Here is a 26,817-nt window from a genome sequence, read left to right as displayed (position 1 = left end):
TGGGGAGGGCACGTCGTGCCGCAGCTGGCGTTCGCCAACAGTTTCTGGGAGAGCTACGACCTCCTGGAGAAACCCGTGCGGGCCGGCGTGCGCAAGGCGATGCAGAAGTTCCAGCAGCTCACCGTTCCCGAGCTGCAGGCGGACAAGGGGCTGCACCTGGAGTCCGTCGAGAAAGCCCGTGATCCGCGGATGCGGACCATCCGGATCAACGACTTCTGGCGCGGTGTCGTCCTCGCTCCCGACGACGGCAGCGACGTGTTCCTGCTCGTCAACGTCGTCCCGCACGACGACGCCTACACCTGGGCCGCCAAACGGCTCTACACCACGAACTCGGCGACGCGGGCGCTCGAGGTCCGCAACGTGGTGGCCATCGAGCAGCTGACTCCGCAGCTGGAGAAGGCCGCGGCCGCCGCGCCCTCGCTGCTGTTCGCGCGGTACTCGGACACCGTGCTGCGGGAGCTGGGCCTCGACGACCAGGTGCTGCGCGCGGTGCGGACCGTCATCGACAAACCCCAGCTCGAGGCGTTCGGGACGCTGCTGCCGGAGGACCAGTTCGAGGTGCTGCAGTACCTCGCGGAGGGGTTCGGCCCCGAGGAGGTCTACCGGGACGTCGTCGCGGTGCGCCGGCCGGTGGCCGCCGGCCCCGATCCGGACGAGAGCCTCGCGGCCGCGATCGCCAACACCACCAGCCGGATCACCCTGGTCACCGGACCGGAGGAACTCGCCGACATCCTGGAGAAGCCGTTCGCGGCCTGGCGGGTCTTCCTGCACCCCTCGCAGCGGCGGGTCGCCTACCGGGTGTCCTACGGCGGCCCGGTGCAGGTCACCGGGGGTCCCGGGACCGGGAAGACGGTCGCCGCCCTGCACCGCGTCAAGCATCTGCTCGGCCGCTCCGCGGACACCCGGGTCCTGCTCACGACGTACACCAACGCGCTGGCGGCGACCCTGCGCGAGAACCTGTCGCTGCTCCTGGACGGTGACGAGGAACTGCTGGGGCGGGTGGACGTGACGACGGTCAACGCCTACGCGCACGGCGTCGTCACCCGTCTCGACGGCAAGGCGCCCTCGCCCGTCGGCGACCGCGAGGAGCGGCAGGTGTGGCAGCGGGTGGTCAAGAGGCTCGGGCTGCCGTGGACCGAGCAGTTCCTCGCCCAGGAGTACCGGCACGTCGTCCTCGCGCAGGACCTGCGCACGCTGGACGACTATCTCGCGGCCTCGCGGCGCGGCCGGGGCAGCGCCCTGTCCCCGGGCAGGCGGGAGCGGCTGTGGCCCGCGGTGGAGCTGTTCGAGGCGATGCTGCGGGAGCGGAAGGAGACGACGTACCTGAAGGTGTGCGCGCGGGCGGCCGAGCTGCTGGCGGCGTCGTCGCCCACGCACGACCACGTGGTGGTGGACGAGGCGCAGGACCTGCACCCCGCTCAGTGGCGGGTGCTGCGGGGCGCGGTGGCCCCCGGCAGCGACGACCTGTTCCTCACGGGCGATCCGCACCAGCGCATCTACGACTCGAAGGTGTCCCTCGGTTCCCTGGGCATCGCGGTGACCGGGCGCACCCACCGGCTGCGGCTCAACTACCGCAGCACGGAGGAGATCCTGACCTGGTCCACCGGCCTGCTGAGCCCGGTGACGGTGGAGGACCTGGGCGGCGACGGCCACGACACGCTGGCCGGCTACCGGTCGCTGCTGCACGGACGCAGACCGCACACGGCGGGGTACGGGTCGGAGCAGGAGGAGGTCGCGGCGCTCGTCGCGCGCGTCCAGGACTGGGTCGCGCGGGGCATCCGGCCCGCGGAGATCGGCGTGTGCGCCCGGTTCAACGTCCTGCTCGACAAGGCCTACGACAGGCTCGCCGCGGCCGGGGTGCCGGTGGTCCGGGTCAGGGACAACGCGGGCGCCGAGGTGGACGGGGTGCGGCTCGCCACCATGCACGCCATGAAGGGGCTGGAGTTCCGGTGCGTGGCGGTGCTCGGTGTGACCGCCGGTGCGGTGCCGTTCGGCCGGGAGGTGACGCCGGCCTCCGTGGACGTCCTGCAGCACGAGTCGGATCTGCTGCGGGAGCGGTGCCTGCTGTTCGTGGCGTGCACGAGGGCACGGGAGGCGCTCGCGGTGTCCTGGAGCGGGACGGCCAGCCCGTTCCTGCCGGGTTGAGTCCCCTCTGCGCTGAGGAGCCGACAGCCTGATGCACGTGTCCGGTGCCCTCACCGAGGACGAGCTCGCCGAGGTGACGTGCGCCTCCTGTCCGTGACCCGCCGCCTCCAGCTACCACCACTGGTGCGGCTCGCCCTGCGCGGGCCACACCGGCGCACGGCGGCCGGTACGCGACGGCCGACGCATGTCGGCCGTGCTACAGCCCCGCACGCGCCAGCAGTACCGTCAGCGCCTCCGGCTTCACCTTCTGGACCGACCGCACCTGGCCCAGGCCCAGTTCGTCCCGGCCCACCGGGTCGCGGTGGAGCGACTTCGTCGCCTCGGGCAGCAGGGTGACGGGGACGAGGAAGGGGGTCCCGGGGTCCTCGTCGTCCGGGCGGGGCTCCTCGTCGACCTCGGCCACCGCGGCGACCGCGGACTCGGGCCGGGCAAAGTACAACCAGAGGCGGTCGCCGGGCTCCATACGGTTGCGGCGACCGAGCCAGAGTTCCAACTCGGGCTCTTCCTGCGCCAATTGGAGAATCGTCTCCTTGTCGGGCGACTCACCGTCCAGCGTGTCCCTGCGGGGATCGAGGATGTAGATCCAGTCCGCCATGCACATCCCCCTCGTCCAGGACACTCGGCCCGCGTGAAGACACTTCGAAGCAGCGTCTCATCGTGCCAGACACCCGGGGGATGTGCGTACACGTTTTCGACAGGGGCGTCACGTGCCCGGTTTCAGCGCCCCGTTGCTCAGTCCGTCGCGGGCCAGTGCCGCGATCTGGCGGCTGAGTTCCGCCACCCTGCGCGACCGCTCCTCGAACTCGCGCAGCGCGTGGAAGGCGGCGCCGTACCCGCGTTGCGCGGTGATGTCCATCTGCGGGATGCGGGCGCCCTTGCTGTCGAGGCGGAAGGTGCCGCTGGCGGTCGTGGAGCGGCGGCTGTTGGCGGCGCTGTGCAGGAAACCCTGGAGGAAGTCGGTGTCGAGCTGGTCGCTGACCGAGACCGGTTCCGGATCGGCGAACTCGATCAGCCCGGCCCTGGCCAGGTCGGCCACGCTGACGCTGGGTCCGTCCAGGGTGCCGGTGCCGTCGCCGGCGACGAGGGCGGGCAGCAGTGCGGTCAGGCGCCGTACGTGTTCGGTGAGCTCCTGGCGCAGGGTGTCGTACTCCGTGACGTAGTCGCGGTGGGACTCCTCGACGTGGCGGCTCGGGGTGAGGTCGACCGTGTCGTCGAGCAGGTCGATCTGGGGAACCTCGGTGATCTGCTGGGGCCGGGGCTGCAAGGGGCCGTCCGGGTCGTTGGACGTGAGGTCGACCATGCGTACGGTGGCGGCCGTGTCGTCCGGCGTCCGCGGCCGCCGCAGGTGCCACAGGTGGACGGGGAGGGAGTGCGCGGCAGCCGTACCGGGGGCCAGGGCCGTGACCTGGGTGAGGATGCCCCGGCGCACGAGCTCGGCCCGGATGCGACGGCCGGCCTTGCGGTACGCCACCGAGGCGGGCATGACCATCACGACACGGCCACCCGGCGCGGTGTGCGCGTAGGCGTGCTGGAGCCAGGCGAGTTCGCCCTCTGCGCGGGAGGGCGTGCCGAGTTCCCAGCGGGGGTCGAGGAGGAGCTCCTCCCTGCCCCAGTCGGTGTCGCTGACCGGCGGGTCGCAGACGACGAGGTCGGCCTTGACGCCGGACCACCGGTCGGCGCGCAGCGAGTCGCCCTGCTGGATCTCGACGCGGGAGAGGCCGGCGAGGTCGGCTCGCGACTGCGCGAGGCGGGCGCTGCGGGCGTCCACTTCCTGGCCGTACCGTCGTGCGCCCTGCCCGGCGCCGAGGGCGAGCAGGAGCGTGCCGATGCCGCAGGCGGGGTCGAGGAGGACCGCGTCGGGTGCGACGTCCCCCGCGAAGTGCCGGACGGCCCGCACCACGCGGGGCGAGGTCACCTGGTCGGAGCCGGCTCGCCGCACGGACTCGGTGAAGCGCTCGGCGAGGCCGTTGACCACGTCGGCGGCGGAACCGCTGCCCGCCATCTGCCGGGCGAGCCGGACGGCCTGGTCGGGGAGCGCGGCGGGCACCTCCTTGTGGGGGTCCGCGAGGGCCTGTGCCACGTCGGCGAGCCCGCCGAGGATGTCGTCGCCGTAGGCCCCGCGCAACACCTGCCAGAGCTGGACCTCGTCGGTGACGCCCTGCCCCTTGCTCTGCTTGTCCAGCCACGCCTGCACTTCGGCGAGGTCGAACAGGGGGCTGTTGGCGCCGCCGCCGACCGGCGCGGGGAAGTCGTCGTACCGTCGCCGCCAGTTGGACACGGCGGCACGGGTGACACCCGCGATACGGGCGATCTCGGAACCGGTGACCGATGGGTTCGCCGACGTCGTCGGGGTCTCTGGCATACGCCCTACGGTACACAGAGGTGCGATGACGTTCAATGAAGGATGGCCGTTGACGGCGTCAACGACAGGGCCGGTCGCTCGCCCGTGCCGGCCACGGCGAAGCGGCCGCGTGAGAAAGGGTGTCGGGACGCGGCGCGTCCGGGTCAGTCGTCGACCCCCAGGGCCCCGAGCAGCATCGGCAGCGACGCGTGCAGCTCCCGCTCCCAGTACGCCCAGCCGTGCGTCCCCGGCCCGTAGAAGTGGGTCGTCAGGTGCCGCGCCCCCACCCTGCGCAGCTCCCCCGCCAGTGCGTGGTTCTGCCGGTTGAAGTCGGCCTCCAGGGCGCTCGTGGCGCCCGGTGCGTCCAGGGGGCCGGTGGTGCCGTCGCCGCAGGACAGGTAGACCGGGATCGAGCGGAGTCGTTTCGCCAGGTGGTACGGGTCGTGGGCCTCCCAGATCCGGCGCTGGGCCACCGGGTCGCCCCAGACGCGGAGCGGGTCGGTGTTCTGGCCGGCGAAGAAGCCCATGATGCGGTCGACCGACTCGTCGTCGAGGAGGGGGTGGGCGGAGCCGGAGAACGCCGCCGTCGCCCTGAACATCCCCGGGTGCCGGGCGGCGTACAGCAGGGCGCCCTGGCCTCCCATCGACAGGCCGGCGACCGCACGGTCGGGGCCCGCGCCCCAGTCGCGTTCCAGGAGGCGGCGCAGTTCCCCGGTGTGGAAGGTCTCCCAGGCCGGGTCGCCGCCCTCGCCGTGGTTCCACCAGTCGCTGTACCAGCCGTTCCAGCCCGCCTCGGGCATGACGACGAGGACGTCGCGCAGGCTGTCGGTCCGCGCCAGGTCCGTCATGCTCGTCCACGACGTGTAGTCGCCGCAGCAGCCGTGCAGGAGCCAGAGGGTGGGCCAGTGCTGCCGGTGGCGCCGGTCGTGCGGGTTCCAGCCGTCGGGGGTGAGCAGGCGGACGTCGACGGTGCGGCCGCCGAGGGCCGTGGACCGGACCGACAGGTCGACCTGCCGGTCCGCGACCCGGGTGACGGCGACGACCTCCGCGCCGGGGCGGGTGGCGCCGGCCCGCGGTTTCCCGGCGGCCAGGGCTCCGGGTGCCGTCGGCGTCAGGACGGCCAGCAGTACGGCGAGGACCAGGAGGAGTCTCGCTCGCGACGGGCCGAGGACGGTGAGCACGTTCGCGAACACGGCGGCTCCCTGGGTGGGTTGCTGTTCGTGGTGCGGTGGTGCGGTGGTGCGGTGGTGCGTCCTGTGGTCGGTCGTGGAGGTCCGGGTCAGGCGCCGTCGCGGCGGGGCAGGATCAACAGGGCGTCCCCAACCGGGCGTTCGCCCGCCGCGTCGGACGGGTCGTTGATGACCCTGCCACCGGCCACCATCGTCGTCGAGCCGCCTCCGTCGAGGTTGACCGCGTCGCGCAGTCCGAGCGCCTTGGCGATCCTGGCGCTCTCCGTGATGCTCAGGCCGAGGGCCTCGGTGCTGCGTCCGTCGGCCGTGATGAGCACCGTGCGGCCGGCCGCGTCCACTCCGGCGAGGGTGCGTGGGTTGCGCTTGTGGGCCCAGCCGTAGTACCAGCTCGGGTCGTCCGGGCGGACCATGCCGTCGGTGACCGGGGTGACGTGGAGGCGTCCGTCGCGGACCAGTTCGGGTGCGGCGTTGACGATGTCGGTCTCGGGGGACGGCGTGACGCGCCTGCCCCGGTCGTCCAGCAGGGTCGTCGCCAGGTTCACGCGGGTGCCCGGGCGGGCCAGGGCCGTCAGGTCCGCGACGCGGTTGCCGGTCGCCTGGACCGAGGTGCCACCCTCCGGGAGCTGTCCGCCGCGCGGTGAGCGCAGCTCCACGACCCGGTCGTGGGCGTCCAGTACCGCCTCCACGCCCTCGCCGGACGGGGTCTTCGCTCCGTAGTCGGGGGTGAAGGCGACGAGTTCGTCCGGGTTCGTGCAGGTCACGTCGTGCAGCGGGAGGGGCGTGGGCCGGCCGCCCTCGCCGCCGCCGCAGTTTCTGATCAGGCCGGGGACGCGGTTGACGCCGTTCAGGGGGAGCGAGGTGCCGCGGGTCGTGATCCGGCCCCGCCAGGTGTAGCGGGCGATCTGCGTCCGTCTGCCGTTGTCGTGGATGACCAGGGCCGGGCGGCCGTTCACCGGTTCGCTGAGCAGGCGTCCGTCGTAGACGCCCACTCCGGTGGGGTCGCCGGGGGCGCCCGCCTTCGGGTCGAGGACGAAGAAGCCGGCGTTGACCGCCGCCGTCGCACCGGCCGCGTTCGCCAGGGCGCTGGTGGTCTCCCGGTTCTCGATGTCGGGGCCGTAGGAGGCCTCCAGCTTTCCCCGGAACGCGTGCGGGTCGATGGTGAGCACGTCGACGTGCCAGGGGCCGCGGTCGGCGGCGCCGCCGTCCCAGCCGGTGAACACGGCGGATCCGGTGTGTCCGGCCGTTCGCAGGCGGGTGCGTTCGGCCGTCGCGGCGGCCTGGGAGTCGAACGATCCGACGCGGACCCGCCAGCCGAGGGTGCCGCCCGCGTAGTCGACCGTCCTCTCCGTCGTCACCTCCTCGACGCGGACCTGGAAGCCGTCCTGCCGCAGTCGGGCGGCCAGTTCGTCGGCGCTCGCCCTGTCCTTCAGCGTGGTCGGCGGTGCGTCGGGGTCCGGTGAGGTCTCGCCGCCGGGGATGGAGACCTCCACCGTCCAGCGCAGGGACGGGTCGTCGTCGCCGCGCACGATGCGGGTGAGGATGACGCCCGGTTGCAGGGTCGTCGTGGTGCGGGACTCGGACAGGTCGGAGGGGCCCAACGGGAGAGCACGGCCGCCCGGTCGCGGGCCCGGGGACGCGTGCGCCGGCAGCGTGCCGCAGGTGACGAGGATCCCGAGGACGACTCCCGCGACACACAGTCTCTTCTTCATCCGTCGTCCCGTCTCGCGCCGTTCACGGACACCGACCGACCCATGCTGCGCACAAGTATCGGCCGGTTCCGGCTCACGTCAAGGCGGCCCGGCGGACGTGGGCCACCCCCTCCGTACGGATCGCGCCGGTCAGGGGACCCGCGCCACGCCCACGTAGAAACCGCTGCGCTCCTGCACCGGTGCGGGCTCCTCCCGGTACCACTCGGTGGCGAACACCAGGCCGGGCGCGACGAGTTCCAGCCCGGCGAAGAAGGGCTCGACCTCGCTCCGGGTGCGCATCCGCAGCGGGATGGCGCCCTTCTTGTACGCGGCCTCGGTCTCCTGCTTCAGCTCCGGGTGCTGGTCGGCGGTGCCGTGCGAGAGGAGCAGGTGACTGCCGGAGGGGAGGGCCCCCACGAGGGTGCGCACGATGCGGTACGGGTCCTCGTCGTCGGGCAGGAAGTGCAGGAGCGCGATCAGGGAGAGGGCGACCGGGCGGTCGAAGTCCAGTACCTCACGGGCTCGTTCGAGTATCGCCTCGGGCTGCCGTACGTCCGCGTGGAGGAAGTGCGTGGCGCCCTGCGGGGTGCTGGTCAGCAGCGCTTCCGCGTGCCTGAGGACGATCGGGTCGTTGTCCGCGTAGACGATCCGGGCGTCCGGCCTGATGCCCTGCACGATCTGGTGCAGGTTGGGTTCGGTGGGGATGCCGGTGCCGATGTCCAGGAACTGGTCGACGCCGTTCTTCGCCAGCCAGGCCGCCGCGCGGTGCATGAACGCGCGGTTGCGGGCCGCGTTGCCCCGCGCCTCCTCCGGGAGGGTCTCGCCGACCTGCTGGTCGACGGGGTAGTTGTCCTTGCCGCCCAGCAGCCAGTCGTAGACCCGGGCGGGGTGCGGCTTGCTGGTGTCGATGCGGGGTCTGGATACACCGGCGGTCACAGGACACTCCTCCGTACGCGGAACGGCACCGTCAGGTCGTCACCCTAGTCGTCACCCTAGCGGTATCCGGCGCAGGTCAGGTGTAGACGCCGAACTCGTACAGCGAGCAGCCGTAGCCGGTGCCGCGTGCGGTGCCGTTGACGCGGACGTAGCGGCCGGTGCCGGTCACGTCGAGGTCGTCGACGCCGCCGTTGCCGTCGGTCACCGTGCGCACGGTCCGCCAGTTCGTGCCGTCGTCGGAGGTCTGGACGGTGTAGGCCCTGGCGTAGGAGGTCTCCCAGTGCAGCTGCACGTGGCGGAAGGTGGTGCGGGTGCCGAGGTCCACCCGCAGCCACTGCGGGTCGCTCCAGTCGCTGGCCCAGCGGGTGTTCGGGTCGCCGTCCACGGCGTCGGCGTCGGCTGGGAGACCAACCGCTGCGACTACGGCGTCGTCGTCAACGGCGACGACGTCCTGGCCACCGGACTGTTCGTCGAGCACTTCAACAAGTACGACGTGCAATGGAACGGCGAACGCGGCCGCACGGTCCTCTTCCAGAACGAGAAGGCCTACGACGCCCCCGACCAGGCCGCCATCCAGAACGGCCCGGTCAAGGGATACGCCGCCTACAAGGTCGCCGACCACGTCACCACCCACGAGGGCTGGGGCATGGGCAGCTACTGCTACTACAACGTGAACCCCTCCATCGTCCAGCACCACGGCTTCGCCGCACCGAACCGGCCCGGCGTGCGCTTCCACGGCCTGCTGGTCGTCTCACTGAGCGGGCACGGACAGTACGAACACGTCATCAACGAGACGGGGGCGCCCACGTCCGGGGGGACGGGGGTACCTCGCCTCGCATCCGTCCGCGGGTCGTGTCGACAGTCCGTGACGGGCAACACCTCCGTACATGACGGCATACACGGTGGACGCGGCGCAGTGGCCCGGTGGGCCGGGGTCGCGTCCGGTCAGGTGCTCGTCGTGGTGGAGGCGATGCTGCGGTGCCGGGCGGCGCCGTGGGCGAAGTCGGGGACGTGCGAGGTGCCCTCGCGCAGGTCGTCCAGGAACTGCCGGTAGGCGTGGGCGACCGCGTAGGCCGGCGCGTCGGCGCGCGGGTCCAGGTGCGGGACGCGGAGGTACCGTTCCGGCACCGTGAGGGGGGCGAGGCCGGTGGACGTTCCGCGGCCGCCCTCCAGGGTGAGCGGGCTGAGCTGGGGGTGGCCGACCGGGGCGGTGAGGACGAGGTCGCCCTCGGTGCCGTTGATCTCCCAGCGGAAGTTGGTGCCCCGGGACATGCCTCCGCGGTAGTGGAAGGTGACCACCGCGCCGCCGGGCAGCCGCCCCGAGGCCACCACCTGGTCGGCGGCGGTCATGGGCACGGGCCGTCCGCTCTCGGTGTCCACGGCCGACGTACGGCGCGACGCCAGGTGGATCCGCAGTTCCTCGGGCTCCCCCAGCACGGACGCGAGCCCGTCGAGGGCGTGGCCGAACGGAACGGTCAGCAGTGTCGCGCCGTTGGCGGCGTCGAGCACGTAGTGGTCGCCGGGACCGACGGTGGCGCCCCAGGCGCCGCCGGATCCGACGACCGTCGTCGACAGCACCTCCCCCACGTATCCGTCGGCCACGAGATCCCGCATGTGGGCGAGGACCGGGTGCGACCGCGCCTGGAGTCCGACGGCGGTCGGCACGGAGCGGTCGCGCGCCAGCCGGGCCATGTCCTCGGCCTCCGCGAGCCCGTTGCCCAGCGGCCATTCGCACAGCACGCCCTTGCCGGCGTCCAGCGCCGCGGTCACCAGCTCCCGGTGGTGCGGCACCTTGACCGCCACGACCACGAGGTCCACGTCGTCGCAGGCGGCCAGCTCGGCCGCGGTCCCGAAGGTGCGGGGCACGCCGTGGGTGTGTCCGGAGAGTTCCGCCGACCGCTTCGAGCTCGTGCTCAGCGCCCTCAGTTCGTAGCCCGGGAGGGCGCGCAGGGCCGGCAGGTGGGAGCGCTGGGCCCAGCTCCCCCGGGCGCCGAGTCCGATGATGCCCACTCCGATCGGTTTTCCGGACCGGGCCAGTTCGGCGAGCGGTGATGCGGATGTGTTCATGACTCGCAGCCTTCTTCGCGTGGACGTCCCGACGCACTCACAGGCGGGCGAGGGAGCGGCCGCCTGTTAGTGTTGACATCTCAACACTAGGAAGGGAGTGTTGACATGTCAACACCTGGCGGCGGGGCCACCGGCCCGGACGAGTCCACGGGGGGCACCGCACCGGGGCCCGTCGACCTCTGGTCCGCCTTCAAGCGCGCCCACGAGGTCGTGCGTGCCCGCGTGATCGCGGACACCGCCGAGGCGGCGGGCCTGTCCGAGCCGGACCTGACGATCCTGGTCGACCTCAACAAGGCCGGGGGCGCCCTGCGCCAGAGCGAGCTCGCCGCGTCGCTCGGCTGGGACCGCACCCGCGTCTCCCACCAGCTCACCCGCATGGACAAGCGCGGCCTCGTCACCCGCGAACGCGCCGCCGGTGTCACCGTCGTCCTCACCGACGCCGGGCGTCGGGCCGTCGCCTCCGTGCACCCCGGCCTGGAGGCCGCCGTGCGCCGCCACTTCACCGACAAGCTCTCCGCGCGGGAGATCGAGACGCTGAGCTCTGTGCTCCGCCGGTTGTAGTCGCCCGGACCACGTCACCGGTGAGCGCGGGCCGTTCGCCCGCGCCCACCGGTGACGTGGGTGTGTCAGGCCGCCCGCCGCGCGGGGTCGCCGTGGCCGCGGATGATGTCCGCGTACCGGTGGCCGGAGCCCTTGATCGTGCGGACCTGGGTGTCGTAGTCGACGTGGACGAGGCCGAAGCGCTTGTCGTAGCCGTACGCCCATTCGAAGTTGTCCAGCAGCGACCAGGCGAAGTAGCCGGCCAGCGGGGCGCCCTTGCGGGCGGCGTCGGCGCAGGCGGCCAGGTGACGGGTCAGGTAGTCCTGGCGCTCCGGGTCGTCGACGGTGCCGTCGGGGCGGACGACGTCCGGGAAGGCGGAGCCGTTCTCGGTGACGTAGAGCTTGCGGGCGCCGTACTCGTTCGTCAGGCGCAGCAGCAGGGTCTCGATGCCGCTCGCGTCGATCTCCCAGTCCATGCCGGTGCGCGGTACGCCGTCCCGGCGCACGAACGCGGCGCGGGGGGCGGGGCCGTCCGGGTCGTCGGCCACCACCTGCGGGAAGTAGTAGTTCAGGCCGAGCCAGTCGAGCGGGGCCGCGATGGTCTCCAGGTCGCCCTGCTTCTCCGGGAGTTCGACGCCGTAGACCTCGCGCATGTCCTCCGGGAAGCCCCGGCCGTGCACGGGGTCCAGCCACCAGCGGTTGGTGTGGCCGTCCATGCGGACCGCCGCCGCCCGGTCCTCGGGGCGGTCGCTCGCGGCGTGGATGGTGGAGAGGTTGTTGACGATGCCGACCTGGGCGTCGGGGGCCGCGGCGCGGATGGCGCGGGCGGCCAGACCGTGGCCGAGCAGGAGGTGGTAGGAGGCGCGGACCGCTGCCGTCAGGTCCGTCCAGCCCGGGGCCATCTTGCCCTCGAGGTGGCCGATCCAGGCCGAGCACAGGGGCTCGTTGAGGGTCGCCCAGTGGCTCACGCGGTCGCCGAGGCGTTCGGCGACCGCGGAGGCGTACGCGGCGAAGTGCTCGGCGGTGTCGCGCTCGGGCCAGCCGCCGCGGTCCTGGAGGACCTGGGGCAGGTCCCAGTGGTAGAGGGTGACCGACGGGGTGATGCCGGCCTCGAGCAGGCCGTCGACCAGCCGGTCGTAGAAGGCCAGGCCCTTGTCGTTCACCGGGCCGTCGCCGCCCGGCACGACGCGCGGCCAGGCGACGGAGAGGCGGTAGGCGTTGGTGCCGAGGCGGCGCATCAGGTCGATGTCCTCGCGCCAGCGGTGGTAGTGGTCGCAGGCGACGTCGCCGTGGTCGTCGTTGTCGATCCTCCCCGGGGTGTGCGAGAAGGTGTCCCAGATCGACGGGGAACGGCCGTCCTCCGCCACGGCCCCCTCGATCTGGTACGCCGAGGTGGCCGTGCCCCACAGGAAGTCGTCGGGGAGGGCGGCGTAGTCGATGGTCACGGAAGTCCTTTCGGGAGCGGGAGAGCCGGTCACTTGACGGCTCCCGCCGTCAGGCCTGCGACGAGGTAGCGCTGCAGCAGCAGGAAGCCGGCGACCACGGGCACGCTCACCACGAGCGATGCGGCCATGATCTGGTTCCAGTACACGTCGTTGAGGGTGGAGTAGCCCTGGAGGCCGACGGCGAGGGTGCGGGTGGTGTCGTTGGTCATCACGGACGCGAAGAGGACTTCGCCCCAGGCGGTCATGAAGGCGTAGACGGCGACCGCGACGATGCCGGGGACGGCCGCCGGGACGACGACGCGGAACAGCGCGCCGAGCGGCCCGCAGCCGTCCACCTCGGCCGCCTCGTCGAGGTCCTTGGGGACCGAGTCGAAGTAGCCGATCAGCATCCAGATGGAGAACGGCAGGGAGAAGGTCAGGTACGTCAGGATCAGGCCGCCGCGCGAGCCGAACAGGGCGATGCCGGTGGCGTTGCCGATGTTGACGTAGATGAGGAACAGCGGCAGCAGGAACAGGATGCCCGGGAACATCTGCGTCGACAGCACGGTCACCGTGAAGACGCGCTTGCCGCGGAAGTCGTAACGGCTGACGGCGTACGCGGAGAACACCGCGATCACCACCGAGCAGACGGTCGCCGCACCCGCCACGATCAGCGAGTTCACGAAGTAGCGGCCGAGCGGCACCGTGGACCAGATGTCGATGTACGGGCGGATCGTCAGCTCGGTCGGCAGCCAGCGGAACTTGCCGGTGACGTCGGCGAGCGGCTTCAGCGAGCTGGAGACCATCACGTAGACCGGGACCAGCACGAAGCCGGTGAGCAGGGTCAGGAAGACCCGCCGGGACCACAGGAAGGAGCGGGACGGGGCCATCGGGGACCGGGGCGAGCTCATGAGGCGGTCCTCCGTCCGCGCGAGGTGAGGGCGAGGTAGACGCCCGTGACGAGGAGCAGGAAGAGCAGGAGCAGGACCGACATCGCGGCGCCGGTGCCGAAGTTCCAGGTGACGAAGGACGCCTGGTAGATGTGGACCGAGATGAGGTCGGCGGCCTCGGGGGCGGTCTTGCCGAACATGACGTACGGGGTGTTGAAGTCGTTGAACGTCCACAGGAACAGCACCAGGACCAGGACCTGGTTGACCGGGCGGAGCGACGGCAGGGTGATGCGGCGGATCTGCTGGAGCATTCCGGCGCCGTCGAGGGCGGCGGCCTCGTACAGCTCGCGCGGGATGTTCTGCAGGCCGGCCATCACGATGAGGAAGGCGAACGGCCAGCCCTTCCACACCGAGACGACCAGCAGCGCGACGAAGCTGTTGTCGCCGATCAGCCAGAACGACGGCTCGTCGGTGAGGCCGAGCTGGTCGTGCAGGACGTGGTTCACCAGGCCGTTGTCGTGCTGGAACATGAACACCCAGGTGATGACGGCCGCGTAGACCGGCAGGGCGTACGGGACCAGGAACAGGGCGCGCAGCAGGCCGCGGCCGCGGAAGGCGTCCTGCATGAAGACGGCCGCCGCCGTGCCGATCAGCCAGCACAGGCCGACGGAGAGCAGGGTGAAGGCGATGGTGACGAGGAACGAGTGGAGCAGGGCCTTGCCGACGGGGGCGTCGAAGTCCACCGACACCGAGTAGTTGTCGAAGCCAGCCCAGGGCGCGGTGCTCCAGTCGCGGATGTAGAACTGGGTGAGTTCCTTGAAGCTCATCACGACGCCGATGACCATCGGCACGAGGTGGACGAGGAGTTCGAGGAGCAGGGCGGGCAGGAGGAGCAGGTAGGGCAGTCCGATGCGGCGGATCCGCCCGGGGCGGCGGCGGGGGTCGCGCGCCGCGCCGGGGGAGCTCTTCCGCACGGTGGCCTGCGCTGCGGGTGCAGTGGCAGTCATGGCGGTGTCGGGACTCACTTCTTGGGCATCTGCTGCTGCGCCTTGGTGAGCGCGGCCTTGACCGAGTCGGTGGTCACCTCGCGTCCGGCGGCGGCGTCGGCGAACAGTTCCTTGATGGCCGTGCCGACGGCGGTCTCGAACTGGGACTCGTCCGGCACCTGCGGCAGGGCGACGGCGCTCTTGGCGAGGGTGTCCTTCAGTACGGCGTTGGCCGGGGAGGTGAAGGCGGCGTCCTCCTGGGCGGCCTTGACCGGCGGGATGGAGCTGTACGCCGTGTTGAGGATCTTCTGCTCGGCGTCGCTGGTCATGAACTTCACGAACTGCGTGGCGCCGTCGAGGTTGTCGGTGTTCTTGAAGACGGCGAGGTTGATGCCGGCGACCATCGAGTTGACCTGCTTGCCGGCGCCGGGGGTGCCGGACTGCACGGGCACGGGGGCGATGCCGTAGGCGTCCTCGCTCATGCCCTGGGACTTGAGGTTGGCGGAGGCGGACTGCCACAGCAGCATGCCGGTCTTGCCCTTGGCGAAGTCGCTGACCGACTGGTTCTGGGCGTACTCGGCGTTGCCCGGGGCGATGACCTTGTCCTCGGCCATGAGGTCGACGTACTGCTTGACCGCGGTGACCACGCCGTCGTTGGTGAAGTCGGCCTTGCCGTCGGCGGTGAAGAAGTCGGCGCCGTGCTGCTTGGCGAAGACGAAGGCGTGGTGGATGTTCTCGGAGGGGTTCGAGCCCTCCATGCCTATGCCCCACTTGCCGTCCTTCGACAGCTTCTTGCCGTCGGCGACCAGCTCGTCCCAGGTGGCCGGCGGACCGTCGATGCCGGCGTCGGCGAACATCTGCTTGTTGTAGTAGAGCGCGTAGGCCATCGAGTACAGCGGGACCGCCGCCGGGTCCTGGCCCTGGACGCCGGTGGAGCCGAGCGCGGAGTCGACGAAGCGGTCCTTGCCGCCGATCTTGTCGAAGTTCTTCGCGTCCCAGGGCAGCAGGGCGCCGGTGGCCTGGAGGGAGGCGGACCAGGTGTTGCCGATGTTCAGCACGTCCGGGCCCTGGCCGGAGGTGGTGGCGGTGAGGATCCGGTTGAGCAGGTCGGACCAGGGCACCACCTCCAGCTTCACCTTGATGCCGGTCTGCTTCTCGAACTTGTCGAGCTCGGGCTGGAGGACCTTCTTGTCGACCTCGATGCTGGCGCCCTGGTTGGAGGCCCAGTAGGTCAGTTCCTTCGGCGAGTCGTTGGACCCGCCGCCCGTGCTCGATCCGCCTCCGCAGGCCGAGGCGGCGAGTGCGAGAGACAGGATGACGGCGCCTGTGGCCGCGGCTCGGATACTGCGCATGGCTCCTGATGTCCCTTTCCGGGGTGCAGGGGGTGACGCCCTTGCACGAAGGCGGCCGCCTCCACGCGGAGGCAGCGCATCACCACTTAATTTAGGACGTGAGTTAAACCTTCTCACGGCAGAACGTCAAGGGTTTCGACGGACTCGCCCCCCTCTCACCGCACTCTCGCCGCACCCCTTGACTCATCTGTTCCGGGGATGAACCATTCAGCGTCGAGAGAGCGCTCCCAGCACCCCACGCCGTTCACTTCCTGAACCAGGAGAGCCGCCCCATGACGTCCGACTCCCCGTCGTCCTCCCGGCCATCGGCCATCGGCCGCCGCACCCTGCTCGGCGCCGCGGCCGCCGCCCCGGTCCTGGCCGGACTGCCCTCGGCGGCCTCCGCCGCGCCCGCGGCGAGGCACCGGAAACCGCACCGGCTGAAGGGCGGTGGCGACCTTGGTCCGAACGTGATCGTCTTCGACCCGTCCACGCCCGGCATCCAGGCCCGGCTGGACGAGGTCTTCCGGCAGCAGGAATCGGCCCAGTTCGGCACCGGCCGCTACCAACTGCTGTTCAAACCGGGCACCTACCACGGCCTCACCGCCCAGATCGGCTTCTACACCTCCATCTCCGGACTCGGCCTCTCCCCCGACGACACCACCATCAACGGCGACGTCACCGTCGACGCCGGCTGGTTCGACGGCAACGCCACCCAGAACTTCTGGCGCTCGGCGGAGAACCTCGCCCTCGTCCCCGTCAACGGCACCAACCGGTGGGCGGTCGCACAGGCCGCACCCTTCCGCCGCATGCACGTCCGCGGCGGCCTCGACCTCGCACCGTCCGGCTACGGCTGGGCCAGCGGCGGCTACATCGCCGACAGCCGCATCGACGGCACGGTCGGACCGTACTCACAGCAGCAGTGGTACACCCGGGACAGCACGGTCGGCGGCTGGACCAACGCCGTGTGGAACATGGTGTTCTCGGGAGTCGAGGGCGCCCCCGCCCAGAGCTTCCCCGACCCGCCCTACACCACCCTCGACCGGACACCCCGCTCCCGCGAGAAGCCGTTCCTGTACCTCGACGGCGACCGGTACCGTGTCTTCCTGCCCGCCCTGCGGACCGGCTCCCGCGGCGTCACCTGGGGCAACGGCACCCCGCGCGGCACCTCCCTGCCGCTGGAGCGCTTCTACGTCGCCAGGCCCGGCGACTCGGCCGCCACCCTCAACCAGGCGCTCGAGCAGGGCCTCCACCTGCTGCTCACCCCGGGCATCTACCACGTCGACCGGCCGGTGAGGGTGAACCGCCCCGGCACGGTCGTCCTGGGCCTCGGCTACGCCACCCTGGTCCCCGACCACGGTGTCACCGCCCTGAAGGTCGCCGACGTGGACGGCGTACGGCTGGCCGGCTTCCTGGTCGACGCCGGACCGGTCAACTCGCCCGTCCTGCTGGAGGTCGGCCCGCAGGGCGCCTCCCGGAACCACTCGACCAACCCCATCACCGTGCAGGACGTCTTCATCCGGATCGGCGGGGCCGGCCCCGGCCGGGCCACCACCGCCATGGCGATCAACGCCCGGCACACCATCGTCGACCACACCTGGGTCTGGCGCGCCGACCACGGCGACGGCGTCGGCTGGGAGACCAACCGCTGCGACTACGGCGTCGTCGTCAACGGCCACGACGTCCTGGCCACCGGACTGTTCGTCGAGCACTTCAACAAGTACGACGTGCAATGGAACGGCGAACGCGGCCGCACGGTCTTCTTCCAGAACGAGAAGGCCTACGACGCCCCCGACCAGGCCGCCATCCAGAACGGCCCGGTCAAGGGATACGCCGCCTACAAGGTCGCCGACCACGTCACCACCCACGAGGGCTGGGGCATGGGCAGCTACTGCTACTACAACGTGAACCCCTCCATCGTCCAGCACCACGGCTTCGCCGCACCGAACCGGCCCGGCGTGCGCTTCCACGGCCTGCTGGTCGTCTCACTGAGCGGACACGGACAGTACGAACACGTCATCAACGACACCGGCGCCCCGACGTCCGGGACGGACACCGTGCCGTCGAAGGTCGCGCAGTACCCCTGATCCCGGCACCGGCGGGCACGCCCGTGACCGGCGCCGACGGTCCGGGTGTGCTCGTGCGGCGGCGGTGACGGTGGCGGCGGTGGCGGCCCCTCCCGGCCGGGTCGTGGGAGGGGCCGCCGTCACGCCTCACCGCTCACCGCTCACCGCGCGGGCGCGGGGGCCGGTGCGGGGGCGTAACCGGTGGGCCGGGCGGTGAAGGTGCCGCGGCCCTGGGTGCGGCTGCGCAACCGGGTCGCGTAGCCGAACAGTTCGGCCAGCGGCACCGTCGCGGTGACGACCGTCGCACCGGACCGGGTGACGGAGCCGGTCACCCGGCCGCGGCGGGCGGCCAGATCACCGAGCACCCCGCCCACCGCGTCCTCGGGCACGGTGGCCGTGACCTCGACGACCGGTTCCAGCAGCACCATCGCGCAGGCCCGCAGGGCGTCCCGCAGTCCGAACCGGCCGGCGGTGCGGAACGCGGTGTCCGAGGAGTCCTTCACATGGGTCGACCCGTCGGTGAGCGTGACGCGGAGCCCGGTCACCGGGTGACCGCCCAGCGGCCCCTCGGCGAGCGCGTCCCGGCAGCCGGCCTCGACGGCCCGGACGAACTCCTGCGGCACGCGCCCGCCGACGACCGCCGACCGGAACACGAAGCCGCCCTCGTCCCACGGTTCGACGTCCAGCACGACGTGCGCGAACTGCCCGGCCCCGCCGTCCTGTTTGACGTGCCGGAAGACGAAGCCGGTCACGCCCCCGCTGACCGTCTCGCGGTACGCCACACCCGGGCGGCCCACGGCGACCTCGACGCCGTACTCGCGCCGGACGCGTTCCACCGCGACCTCCAGGTGCAGTTCGCCCATGCCGGACAGCACGGTCTGCCCGGTCTCCGGGTCGCTCCGCACGGCCAGCGAGGGGTCCTCCTCGGTGAGCCGGGCCAGCGCGGTGGCCAGCCGGTCGGTGTCGGCGGACCGGCGGGCCTCGACGGCGACGTGCACGACCGGTTCGGCCACGCCCGGGGGCTCCAGGACGATCGGGGCGCCCGGCGCGCACAGGGTCGAGCCGGCGCGGGCGGACTTCAGCCCGACCACGGCGACGATGTCCCCGGCGACCGCCCGCTCCAGCGGGTCGTGCCGGTCGGCCCGCACGCGCAGGATGCGGCCGATGCGCTCGGTGCGGTTCGTGCCCGCGTCCCACACGGTGTCCCCCTTCTCGATCGTGCCCGAGTACAGCCTCAGATACGTCAGCCGCCCCGTCGGGGTCGCGTTGACCTTGAACGCCAGCGCGGCCAGCGGTGCGGCCGGATCGGCGGCCCGCTCCTGCTCCGTGCCGTCGTGCGTGCCGCGCACCGGGGGCACGTCCGCCGGGGACGGCAGGTAGGCCACCACGGCGTCCAGCAGGGGCTCGATGCCGCGGTTGCGGTACGCCGAGCCGCACAGCACGACCACGGCGTCGCCGGCACGGGTCAGGTCGCGCAGCGCCGCGGCGAGGGTGGCGGTGCTCAGCGTCTCCCGGTCGCAGAACTCCTCCAGCGCGGCCGGGTGACGTTCGGCCACGGCCTCCTCCAGCGCCCGCCGCCGGTGTGCCGCCTCCGCGCGCAGGGCGTCCGGCACCGGTCGTTCCTCGGGCGCCTGCGCGCCGTCCGCCCACACCAGCGCGCGCATGCGCAGCAGGTCGACGACGCCGGTGAAGCCGTCCTCCGCGCCGATGGGCACCTGCACGGCCAGGGGCGCCGGGTGGAGCCGTTCGCGGAGGGAGGTGACGGCCGCGTCCAGGTCGGCGCCGGCCCGGTCCATCTTGTTGACGAACGCGATCCTTGGCACGCCGTGCCGGTCGGCCTGCCGCCACACGGACTCGCTCTGCGGCTCCACGCCGGCGACGGCGTCGAACACGGCGACCGCGCCGTCCAGCACGCGCAGGGAGCGCTCCACCTCGTCGGCGAAGTCGACGTGCCCCGGAGTGTCGATCAGGTTGATCCGGTGACCGTCCCAGGAGCAGCTGACGGCCGCGGCGAAGATGGTGATGCCGCGGTCGCGCTCCTGCGGGTCGAAGTCGGTGACGGTCGTGCCGTCGTGGACCTCGCCGCGCTTGTGGGTGGTGCCGGTGGCGTAGAGGATCCGCTCGGTGACGGTGGTCTTGCCCGCGTCGACGTGGGCGAGGATGCCGAGGTTGCGGACGGTGGTGAGAGGGGTGCTGCGCATGGCCGCGTGGCCTTTCGGATGGACGGTCCGTAAACGGGCAGCGCGATTCCCCGGACGCGCGCCGAGCGCACGTCGCGTCCCGCCGACGCCCTCACAGGGGGTCGGCGGGATGCGGCGGAGCGTGGTTCAGGCGGACGTCACGGGCATCCGGTACCGGCCGCGCAGCGGGCACCGGAGGGTCCGGGACACCAGGATCACCGTGTACCGGGAACGGGGAGCGACGACGGCGGTGCGGTCACGCACGGCGGTCTCCCCTCACTGGTCGCGGATGCGCGGCCCCGACGGGACCGCGTGTGCTTGCCGGTTGGTGAGTGTAGGGAGGAGTGCGTGGGCGGAGCCACGGAATTTCCGCGGACCGGTACGCGGGCGGGCACCGACACCCGTCCGCGGTCGGAAGCCGCCGCGATCTCCTCGTAGGTCCATTCCTTGTACAGACGCTCTCCGTGGGCATCGGTGATGTCGATGACCAGGCCGGTCCACTCCCCGGTGCCGCGCGGTTCCGCCTCCATCGCCTGCAGCACCTCCTGCGGGCTCCGCCCCCGAATCAGTGTCAAGGTGTAGCCGCTCTCCCTCATGTGGCGGAAGAGCGGCGACGTGCGGATCCAGGCGTAGTCGTGTGCGGTCACCAAGTCCATACGGCGCAGTGTGCCTGACGCTTCTGACAATGCCGACATGCCGGTTCTCATCACTGGAGCCGGGACTCGGGCTGCACCCAGTCCGTGCCAGCAACATGATCGTGTCACGAGCTTCAAGAGACATTTTGCGGCCAGCCCGTGCGCACGAAAGCACAACCGCGCGCACTCAGGCCGCGGCCGCGAGGGGGCCGGGTTCCCGGCCGAGCGAGCGGAGGATTCGCGTTTCCTCCCGTCGAACCGCACCGGAAGGTATGCGGCCGGTCACGCGGCGGAACGCGAAGCGGGCCAAGGCGTCCGCGGCTTCGTTGAGCTCGTGCCCGACGTGTCCCTTCAGCCAGCGCACCTGGACGCGGTGGCGATGGCGTACCAAGCGGTGCAGCAGCTCGCGGCCCTCGGGGAAGACGAGAACACGGCGAGCGGTTTCGGCGTCGCCCGAGCCGAGGGCGGTGTCGACCGCCTTGACCGCCTGGACGCTGTCGCACAGGACGACGACGGGCGCGTCCTCGTGGTGATCGAGGAGGCTGAGGGCGGCGGCGCAGACTCCGATGACCTCGGCCTCCCCGCTGCTCGAGGCCAGGGAGTCGCCGTGGCCGGTGGCCCCGTCCTCGGCGGCCCAGCCGTAACCGCACAGCGCGGAGTCGCCTCCGGCCGCGGCGTCGGCGACGGCCACGACGGCGGAGTCGGGGAGGTCGGTGAGCAGGGCGTAGCGGTCCCCGTAGGTGACGTCGACGTCCTCGTCCGGACGCCCCGCGTCGTCGTCCTCGTCCGTGCCGTCGGGCAGGGAGTCGGCGAGCACGGTGGCAAGAGCGTGGTGGCAGTGCGGGCAGCCGTCGGCCTGCTCCGGGCAGTCCACCCGGTGCCGTGTGGTCAGTTCGCGTACGCGGTGCCACGCCTCGGGCTGGGCCTCCGCGAAACGTGCCAGGGCCGCGGCGCGGCACTCGCCGACGAGTTCCCCTCCGGGTCCCGTCACCACAGCGGTCTGCATGCGGTCGTGGAGGTCCGTCGTCCGTAGCTGTGCTTCGCGGCAGCGGGCGGCGAGAACGGCGGCGTCCTGGTAGGCGTCGTCAAGTGCCTCCAGTCGCGTCCGCCGTACGGCGGGAGCGCACGCGGCTGCCTCCCGTTCGGCCTGTCCGATCGCGTAGCGGCCCCAGGCCAGGGCGGTGCGGGTGTGACGAGCCCACCGCTCGACCACGGCGTCGTGCTGAAGGTACGGATTCTCCTCCTCGCGCGCGTCGAGCAGGAGGGCGCGGACGAAATCCTCGTCGTCGCCGTCGCACAGCTCACGCACCCGCGCGGGAAGCCGACGGACTCCCGTCTCCCGCTCCCAGGCCCAGCGGACCAGGTCGCCTTCCGGCGCCTGGGGTGTTCCGTCCGGCAGCCCTCTCCCCCGCAGTTCCTGCCGCAGGCTCTCGTCGTACGCCGGTCTGAAGGCCACCCGCGCCACGCGGAGCTCCAGCGAGTCCAGCGGCCGGGAGCGGCTGCCGATCCGCCGGGCCCGTTCCTTCTTGTACCGGGCCTCGGCCTGGGACCGGGCTCGTCGCACCCTGCGTGCGTGCGCACGCAGGTGTCGCAGCCGCTCGGGGGGCTGCTGCGACAGCTCCGCCCGCCGGACGGCCCCGCGGGCGAGTACGTCGGTGTGAGCGAGAACGACGGTGACGGGGCCGACGAGGGCGGCGTCCTCGAGGGCTGCGGCGATCTCCGGGGCGCAAACGCCGTTCATGTCGGTGAGAACGGCATCCTGCAGGGCGGTGAAGTCGTCGGCGAGACGACGGATCAGCTCGGGGTGTGGTGTGATCGTCACGGTGGTCCTCCCAAGGCAGGTCGCGGCCGGTGCGGGTGGAGGCCGCACGGGGTGTGCGTTCGGGTGGGTGTGCGAGCGAGCCCGGCGGTCCGGTCACCGGGACGGCCGCCGCCGGGGGCGCCGTCAGGGGCGCCGTCATCGAACGGAGGCGGCGACGGCACGGCGCGGGGGCTCGGCCGAGGAGACCCCGACGTCAACGCCCCCTGCCACACGCGCGGGTTCAGCCGCGCACGCCTCGGACCTTGCGGCCCAGTTCGCTGTACGGGTCGAGGAGCGCGCCCGCGACACGGCCGGCGGAGTCCTTCACACCGCCGCTGAAGTTGAGACGCCCGGTGGCGCCCACACTGGCGCAGACGCCGTCCCAGTAGACGGGCTCGCGCTCCCAGCGGACGTCGGCGAGCAGGCGCTCCACCGTGTCGTAGCCCATGGCGTCGTGAGGGGCGCACCACGGGGTCGCGCGGTGGAGCAGGACACCCAGGCCCGCCATCACGGCCGGGGCGGTGATCGCGCTGCGCCGGGCGAAGTCCGGGAAACGGTCCTCGATCAACCGGGACACGAGACGGACGACCACCGCCGTCACCTCGTCGGCGTCGGTGTTGGGGGGCAGATCGCCCTCGTTGACGTTGTCCGCCGAGTACTGCACGCCCTTGGCGCCGAAGACGGTGGTGACGATCAGCGCCCGCAGCGCGGAGAGCGTCACCACCTCCTTGTCGGTCTTGGTGAGCTGCCGCTTGCCGGCGTTGACCAGCTTGGCGAACGGCATCCGCCGCCCGTCGGACTCGACCTCGAGCTTCTCGCCGACCGTGTAGGCGAGGCGGGTGGCCAGGTCGCGCTGGTCCATGGACATGGCCAGGTTCTTGGCGACGTCGACGCCCTTGACGTTGCGGTCGTAGAAGATCTGGCGGGCGTCCGCCGGGGAGATGCCGATGTAGAGCTCGAAGGGGATGCGGACCCGTCGGCCGAGCTCGTCGTAGGTGAGGCCGAAGGATTCCGGGTCCCGGTAGATGTCGTGCCAGGCGGTGGTCTGGGTCTCACCGTCGATGGCGATCACCATGGCGTCCGGGGCGACGGTCAGCGTCCGCAGCCCGGAACCAGCGATCAGTTCGTCGCTCATCGCGGCGATCTCGCCCGGGTGCCAGAGCGTGATCGGGGGCGTGGACCAGGCGGAGCCGTGCTTGCCGAGAACGCCGGTGGCGATGTACTCGGCGTAGTCCGGGATGTTCTTGCCCTTCTGGGACTTCAGCGTCCGCTGCACGGTGGCGCGCAGCTCGGCGCGACGCCGGTCGTGCCCGGACGCGGTCTTCAGGGCGCGCGGGTCCTCCTCCTGACGCGGCGACGGCACGAGCCGCACCAGTGACGCGAGGGACATGGTGCCGATGACCGCGTCCTCGCGGAACGGCATGACGGTGAGCGGGATTCCTTCCGGCGTGCCGGTCGGCATGGTCAGACGCATGGGTCCCCCCTGAGTTGTGGTCGATGGGCCGTCGCCCCGCCTCGGATCCCTCGTGGCCCCGGCGACCCGCCGGGCGGCGCGGGACGAGTGGATGAGGGCTGTGAAGGCTGTGGGTCCTCTGAGCGCTCTGGTGCTCTGGGTGCTCTGAGGCATGGCTCTGAGGCATGACTGTGGCCATGAAGCTGCCGCTCCACGCCGTAGAGTGCTGCCTACCGGCGGAAGCAGGACCATGTAAGCACGAACACGAAAGCGCTGTCCAACAGCTTGTGCGAGTTGACGCGCGCTGTATGGTGTGACCACGTCGACCATCGGAGCCAGGACCACGCCATGTCGCAGCCACCCGCACCATCCGCCCAGGTGACAGCCGCCGAGATCTCCCGCATCGCGGGCGTCACGCGCGCCACCGTCAGCAACTGGCGCCGTCGGCACGACGACTTCCCCGCCCCCTCGGGCGGCACCGACAGCAGTCCGCTCTACGACTTGGAGGAGGTCCGCGCCTGGCTCGCCTCGCGCGGACAGCACACGGCGGCCACACCCAGCGGGGAGCTGCGCACGACCCTGCGTCTGCGCGAACAGGGGGGCACGGGTGTGTCCGACCTGCTCGTGCTGGTTCTCGCAGCGGCCCGCCGCCCCGCCGACGACCTCGCCGGCCTGCTCGCACTGCCCGACGACGACCTGGTGAAGCAGGCGAACGACGCGGCGGCCGGCGTCGCGGACGTGGTGCCGGACACCGGACCCGTCCGGTTCACCGCCGCCGACACCACGGTCCTGCGCGCCCTGCTGCTCTGCGTCCGCGACGAGGGCGCACAGACCGCGCTGGGTGTGCTGGCGGAGCGGGAACTGGAGGACAGCTCCGCCAGCGGCGCCTACCGCACTCCGACCCCGCTCGCCGACCTGCTGGCCCGCCTGGTCCCGGGCTCCCCCGCCCACGTCCTCGACCCCGCCTGCGGCAGCGGCACCCTGCTGACGGCCGCCGCCGCGCGTGGCGCACGCGCGCTGTACGGACAGGACAGCCTGCCCGTCCAGGCGCGGCGCACCGCGGTCGGCCTGACCCTGACGGCCGGGGAGGGCGCGGACGTCACCGTGCGCCCGGGCGACAGCCTGCGCGCCGACGCCTTCCCGGACCTCACCGTCGACGCCGTACTGTGCAACCCGCCCTACGGCGACCGGGACTGGGGCCACGACGAACTGGCCTACGACTCCCGCTGGGCGTACGGCTTCCCGCCCCGCGCCGAGTCCGAACTGGCCTGGGTCCAGCACGCGCTGGCCCACCTCGAACCGGGCGGCCACGCCGTGCTGCTCCTTCCGCCGGCGACGGCGTCCCGCTCCTCCGGTCGCCGCATCCGCGCCGAGCTGATCCGCAGCGGCGCACTGCGCGCGGTGGCGGCCCTGCCGCCGGGGGCGGCGATCCCGCTCCACATCGGCCTGCAGGTGTGGGTACTGCAACGCCCGGAGCCGACGCGGCCGGCGTACCAGACGGTCCTCTTCGTCGACACGGCCGACGAGCCGTCGGCGCCGGGGCGCGGCGGCACCCGTTCGGGTTCGGTGGACTGGGCGCGGGTGACGGAGCGGATCCTCTCCGCGTGGACGGCGTACGCCGAGGACCCGGACGGGTTCGAGGCGCAGGCCGGGGTGGCGCGGGCCGTGAGCGTGGTCGACCTGCTCGACGAGGTGGTCGACGTGACGCCCGCCCGTCAGGTCCGTGCCTCCCGGGCCGACGTCGACCCGCAGGAACTGGCCCGCGAGGCCACGACGGCCCGCGAGGGACTGGCGACGGCGGTGCGGACGGTGGCCGAGCTGGCCGACACGGCGGCGTGGGACGCGGCGGGGGCTTCGGCCCGCGACTGGCGCACGGCCACGGTGGCGGACCTGGCCCGGGGCGGGGCGCTGAAGGTGCTGCGCGCGGTTCCGGTCTCGCCGCGGACAGTGGGCGCCGATGCGGAGGACGCGCAGGCGGGCGCCGACGGCACGGACCGTCGCCCAGTACTGGCGGGCCGTGACATCGCCGGTGGCACCGGACCGACCGGGCGGGCCTTGGACGTGCAGGCCGAGCAGATGCCGGAGATCGCCGAGGGCGACGTCCTGGTCCGCAACCTGGTCGGCGGTACGGGCCCCGTGGCCCGGGTCGCGGGCGAGGCGGAGGCCGGTGCCCTGCTGGGGGCCGGCGTCCACCTGTTCCGCCCGGACCCGGCGCGACTGGACCCCTGGTTCCTCCTCGGCTTCCTCAGCTCCGAGGCCAACCTGGCCGGCGCCTCGACCGGCAGCTCCACCCTCCACCTCACGCCGGGCCGACTGCGCGTGCCGCTGCTGCCCCTGGAGGAGCAGCGCCGGTACGGCGAGGCCTTCCGGCACGTGGAAGCGCTGCGTGAACAGGCGCGGCGCGCAAAGGACTTGGCCGAGGAGACGGCACGGCTCGTGAGCGGGGGGCTCACGGGCGGGCAATTGGTGCCGCAGCCGACCTAGTGATCTGGTCTTGAGTTCACGTCTCGCCACGTGAGTCGTGGTTCGTTTCAGATTTCGGCTCGGGCGGTGACAGCGGCTGGCGGCTGCGGTCTGCTGGAGGAATGGGGGACAGCAGGCTGCAACCGCTGGTGTTATCCGAGGACGAGCGGCTGGTGTTGCAGGGATGGGCCAAGTAGCGTGCCTCGTTGGTGACAACCACGCTGCTTCGCCCGACCCCATTCGCAAGCTCATCAGGATTCGCCGGTGACAGCTATCGTGCGTCGGCTCAGTTTGGTTGACCAGCGTCGTTCCCTGGTCACCCGGCGAGGGTGAGGGTGTGCAGGCGGGCGAAGGCGTGCTCGATGCGGGCGCGGACCTTGCGGTGTGAGCGGTTGTGCTCCTTTTCCGGGCCGGAAGGCCTGCTTGGCCGGGTGCGGGACGACCGGGCCGGTGTTCCTGTGATCGCCGTCGGCGATCACCGTGGTGCGGCCGACGGCGGCCTTGGCACCGGACAGCTTCCACGCCTTGCAGTCGTTGCGGTTGCCGGGCAGCGGTCGGCCGACGGCGAGGACGACGACGAGCCGAGTGTCGGCGTCGGTGACGACCTGATGGTTGGTGGAGTACCGGTAGTTGTTGAACTGCTCGGCGATGCCGTGGTCATGGGCGGGGACCAAGGGCCGG

General features: G+C 72.0%; 18 protein-coding genes and 3 pseudogenes. 5 read left to right on the top strand and 16 right to left on the bottom strand.

Annotated features, from left to right (window positions below):
- The first annotated feature begins 15 nt into the window (after window positions 1-15).
- Window positions 16-2,145 carry a UvrD-helicase domain-containing protein gene (locus JHAT_RS14845; protein WP_077798640.1) on the top strand — a complete coding sequence of 710 codons (2,130 nt, stop codon included), beginning with the start codon at window positions 16-18 and terminating at the stop codon, window positions 2,143-2,145.
- A gap of 196 nt (window positions 2,146-2,341) precedes the next feature.
- On the opposite strand, the gene JHAT_RS14840 is transcribed toward JHAT_RS14845, so the two are convergent.
- The 6 genes and pseudogenes from JHAT_RS14840 to JHAT_RS14815 all read right to left on the bottom strand — a co-directional run.
- Window positions 2,342-2,740 carry an EVE domain-containing protein gene (locus JHAT_RS14840; protein ID WP_077798681.1) on the bottom strand — a complete coding sequence of 133 codons (399 nt, stop codon included), beginning with the start codon at window positions 2,738-2,740 and terminating at the stop codon, window positions 2,342-2,344.
- Between the two features lie 108 nt (window positions 2,741-2,848).
- Window positions 2,849-4,507 carry an N-6 DNA methylase gene (locus tag JHAT_RS14835; RefSeq protein WP_077798639.1) on the bottom strand — a complete coding sequence of 553 codons (1,659 nt, stop codon included), beginning with the start codon at window positions 4,505-4,507 and terminating at the stop codon, window positions 2,849-2,851.
- A 143-nt stretch (window positions 4,508-4,650) separates the two neighbouring features.
- Window positions 4,651-5,679, bottom strand: coding sequence for an alpha/beta hydrolase family protein (locus tag JHAT_RS14830; protein WP_077798638.1), 1,029 nt, complete (start codon window positions 5,677-5,679; stop codon window positions 4,651-4,653).
- Between the two features lie 86 nt (window positions 5,680-5,765).
- A complete protein-coding gene (locus JHAT_RS14825) occupies window positions 5,766-7,385 on the bottom strand; it encodes a phosphodiester glycosidase family protein (RefSeq protein ID WP_077798637.1) in 1,620 nt (539 codons plus the stop codon).
- Window positions 7,386-7,514: 129 nt separating this feature from the next.
- Window positions 7,515-8,300: an SAM-dependent methyltransferase gene (locus JHAT_RS14820; RefSeq protein ID WP_077798636.1), complete on the bottom strand. Its 786-nt coding sequence runs from the start codon at window positions 8,298-8,300 to the stop codon at window positions 7,515-7,517.
- Between the two features lie 76 nt (window positions 8,301-8,376).
- Window positions 8,377-8,694, bottom strand: a pseudogene (locus tag JHAT_RS14815) (discoidin domain-containing protein); the annotation flags it as partial.
- Here JHAT_RS14815 and JHAT_RS14810 point away from each other — a divergent pair.
- Window positions 8,674-9,129 (top strand): annotated as a pseudogene (locus JHAT_RS14810) (coagulation factor 5/8 type domain-containing protein); the annotation flags it as partial. The pseudogenes JHAT_RS14815 and JHAT_RS14810 sit on opposite strands and share 21 nt — an antisense overlap.
- Window positions 9,130-9,245: 116 nt before the next feature.
- On the opposite strand, the gene JHAT_RS14805 reads toward JHAT_RS14810, so the two are convergent.
- On the bottom strand, window positions 9,246-10,367 hold the full coding sequence (locus tag JHAT_RS14805) for a Gfo/Idh/MocA family protein (protein ID WP_077798635.1): 1,122 nt from the start codon (window positions 10,365-10,367) through the stop codon (window positions 9,246-9,248).
- Between the two features lie 105 nt (window positions 10,368-10,472).
- On the opposite strand from JHAT_RS14805, the gene JHAT_RS14800 reads away from it, so the two are divergent.
- Window positions 10,473-10,928 carry a MarR family winged helix-turn-helix transcriptional regulator gene (locus tag JHAT_RS14800; protein ID WP_077798634.1) on the top strand — a complete coding sequence of 152 codons (456 nt, stop codon included), beginning with the start codon at window positions 10,473-10,475 and terminating at the stop codon, window positions 10,926-10,928.
- 65 nt (window positions 10,929-10,993) lie between these two features.
- Here JHAT_RS14800 and JHAT_RS14795 read toward each other — a convergent pair whose 3' ends face one another.
- From JHAT_RS14795 to JHAT_RS14780, 4 genes are read right to left on the bottom strand one after another with little or no spacing between them, the layout of a single operon-like run.
- Entirely contained in the window at window positions 10,994-12,352 is a 1,359-nt protein-coding gene (locus JHAT_RS14795; protein ID WP_171990898.1) for a GH1 family beta-glucosidase, read from the bottom strand.
- A gap of 29 nt (window positions 12,353-12,381) precedes the next feature.
- On the bottom strand, window positions 12,382-13,221 hold the full coding sequence (locus JHAT_RS14790) for a carbohydrate ABC transporter permease (protein WP_077798632.1): 840 nt from the start codon (window positions 13,219-13,221) through the stop codon (window positions 12,382-12,384).
- A 17-nt stretch (window positions 13,222-13,238) separates the two neighbouring features.
- Entirely contained in the window at window positions 13,239-14,228 is a 990-nt protein-coding gene (locus tag JHAT_RS14785; protein ID WP_077798631.1) for a carbohydrate ABC transporter permease, read from the bottom strand.
- 14 nt (window positions 14,229-14,242) lie between these two features.
- Complete coding sequence (locus tag JHAT_RS14780) at window positions 14,243-15,559, bottom strand: sugar ABC transporter substrate-binding protein (protein WP_077798630.1); 1,317 nt, start codon at window positions 15,557-15,559, stop codon at window positions 14,243-14,245.
- 272 nt (window positions 15,560-15,831) lie between these two features.
- On the opposite strand from JHAT_RS14780, the gene JHAT_RS14775 reads away from it, so the two are divergent.
- The gene (locus JHAT_RS14775; RefSeq protein WP_077798629.1) at window positions 15,832-17,625 is read left to right on the top strand and encodes a coagulation factor 5/8 type domain-containing protein; all 1,794 of its coding nucleotides are present in this window, start codon (window positions 15,832-15,834) and stop codon (window positions 17,623-17,625) included.
- Between the two features lie 140 nt (window positions 17,626-17,765).
- On the opposite strand, the gene fusA is transcribed toward JHAT_RS14775, so the two are convergent.
- From fusA to JHAT_RS14755, 4 genes are all read right to left on the bottom strand, one after another.
- Window positions 17,766-19,805 (bottom strand): elongation factor G, encoded by a 2,040-nt coding sequence (gene fusA / locus JHAT_RS14770; protein ID WP_077798628.1) that lies wholly within the window; start codon window positions 19,803-19,805, stop codon window positions 17,766-17,768.
- Window positions 19,806-19,999: 194 nt separating this feature from the next.
- On the bottom strand, window positions 20,000-20,440 hold the full coding sequence (locus JHAT_RS35265) for a DUF6461 domain-containing protein (protein ID WP_253195498.1): 441 nt from the start codon (window positions 20,438-20,440) through the stop codon (window positions 20,000-20,002).
- A gap of 166 nt (window positions 20,441-20,606) precedes the next feature.
- Complete coding sequence (locus tag JHAT_RS14760) at window positions 20,607-22,241, bottom strand: RNase H family protein (protein ID WP_077798627.1); 1,635 nt, start codon at window positions 22,239-22,241, stop codon at window positions 20,607-20,609.
- Window positions 22,242-22,461: 220 nt separating this feature from the next.
- Window positions 22,462-23,694: a DNA sulfur modification protein DndB gene (locus tag JHAT_RS14755; protein ID WP_077798626.1), complete on the bottom strand. Its 1,233-nt coding sequence runs from the start codon at window positions 23,692-23,694 to the stop codon at window positions 22,462-22,464.
- A gap of 327 nt (window positions 23,695-24,021) precedes the next feature.
- On the opposite strand from JHAT_RS14755, the gene JHAT_RS14750 reads away from it, so the two are divergent.
- Window positions 24,022-26,157 carry an N-6 DNA methylase gene (locus JHAT_RS14750; RefSeq protein ID WP_253195497.1) on the top strand — a complete coding sequence of 712 codons (2,136 nt, stop codon included), beginning with the start codon at window positions 24,022-24,024 and terminating at the stop codon, window positions 26,155-26,157.
- Window positions 26,158-26,470: 313 nt separating this feature from the next.
- Here the strand turns inward: JHAT_RS14750 and JHAT_RS14745 are convergent.
- Window positions 26,471-26,810, bottom strand: a pseudogene (locus tag JHAT_RS14745) (transposase family protein); the annotation flags it as partial.
- Window positions 26,811-26,817: the final 7 nt, after the last annotated feature.

It is taken from the genome of Streptomyces sp. JHA26 (assembly GCF_002005565.1).
Taxonomy (GTDB): Bacteria; Actinomycetota; Actinomycetes; order Streptomycetales; family Streptomycetaceae; genus Streptomyces.
Note: the sequence above shows the minus strand (reverse complement) of the source record. Positions and strands in the feature narration are given on the sequence as shown.

Coding starts and splice junctions, on each gene's coding strand:
- JHAT_RS14790 (WP_077798632.1), bottom strand. CDS start 13,221: ATGGCCCCGTCCCGCTCCTTCCTGTGGTCCCGGCGGGTCTTCCTGACC.
- JHAT_RS14750 (WP_253195497.1), top strand. CDS start 24,022: ATGTCGCAGCCACCCGCACCATCCGCCCAGGTGACAGCCGCCGAGATC.
- JHAT_RS14755 (WP_077798626.1), bottom strand. CDS start 23,694: ATGCGTCTGACCATGCCGACCGGCACGCCGGAAGGAATCCCGCTCACC.
- JHAT_RS35265 (WP_253195498.1), bottom strand. CDS start 20,440: ATGGACTTGGTGACCGCACACGACTACGCCTGGATCCGCACGTCGCCG.
- JHAT_RS14825 (WP_077798637.1), bottom strand. CDS start 7,385: ATGAAGAAGAGACTGTGTGTCGCGGGAGTCGTCCTCGGGATCCTCGTC.
- JHAT_RS14840 (WP_077798681.1), bottom strand. CDS start 2,740: ATGGCGGACTGGATCTACATCCTCGATCCCCGCAGGGACACGCTGGAC.
- JHAT_RS14800 (WP_077798634.1), top strand. CDS start 10,473: ATGTCAACACCTGGCGGCGGGGCCACCGGCCCGGACGAGTCCACGGGG.
- JHAT_RS14780 (WP_077798630.1), bottom strand. CDS start 15,559: ATGCGCAGTATCCGAGCCGCGGCCACAGGCGCCGTCATCCTGTCTCTC.
- JHAT_RS14835 (WP_077798639.1), bottom strand. CDS start 4,507: ATGCCAGAGACCCCGACGACGTCGGCGAACCCATCGGTCACCGGTTCC.
- JHAT_RS14805 (WP_077798635.1), bottom strand. CDS start 10,367: ATGAACACATCCGCATCACCGCTCGCCGAACTGGCCCGGTCCGGAAAA.
- JHAT_RS14785 (WP_077798631.1), bottom strand. CDS start 14,228: ATGACTGCCACTGCACCCGCAGCGCAGGCCACCGTGCGGAAGAGCTCC.
- JHAT_RS14775 (WP_077798629.1), top strand. CDS start 15,832: ATGACGTCCGACTCCCCGTCGTCCTCCCGGCCATCGGCCATCGGCCGC.
- fusA (WP_077798628.1), bottom strand. CDS start 19,805: ATGCGCAGCACCCCTCTCACCACCGTCCGCAACCTCGGCATCCTCGCC.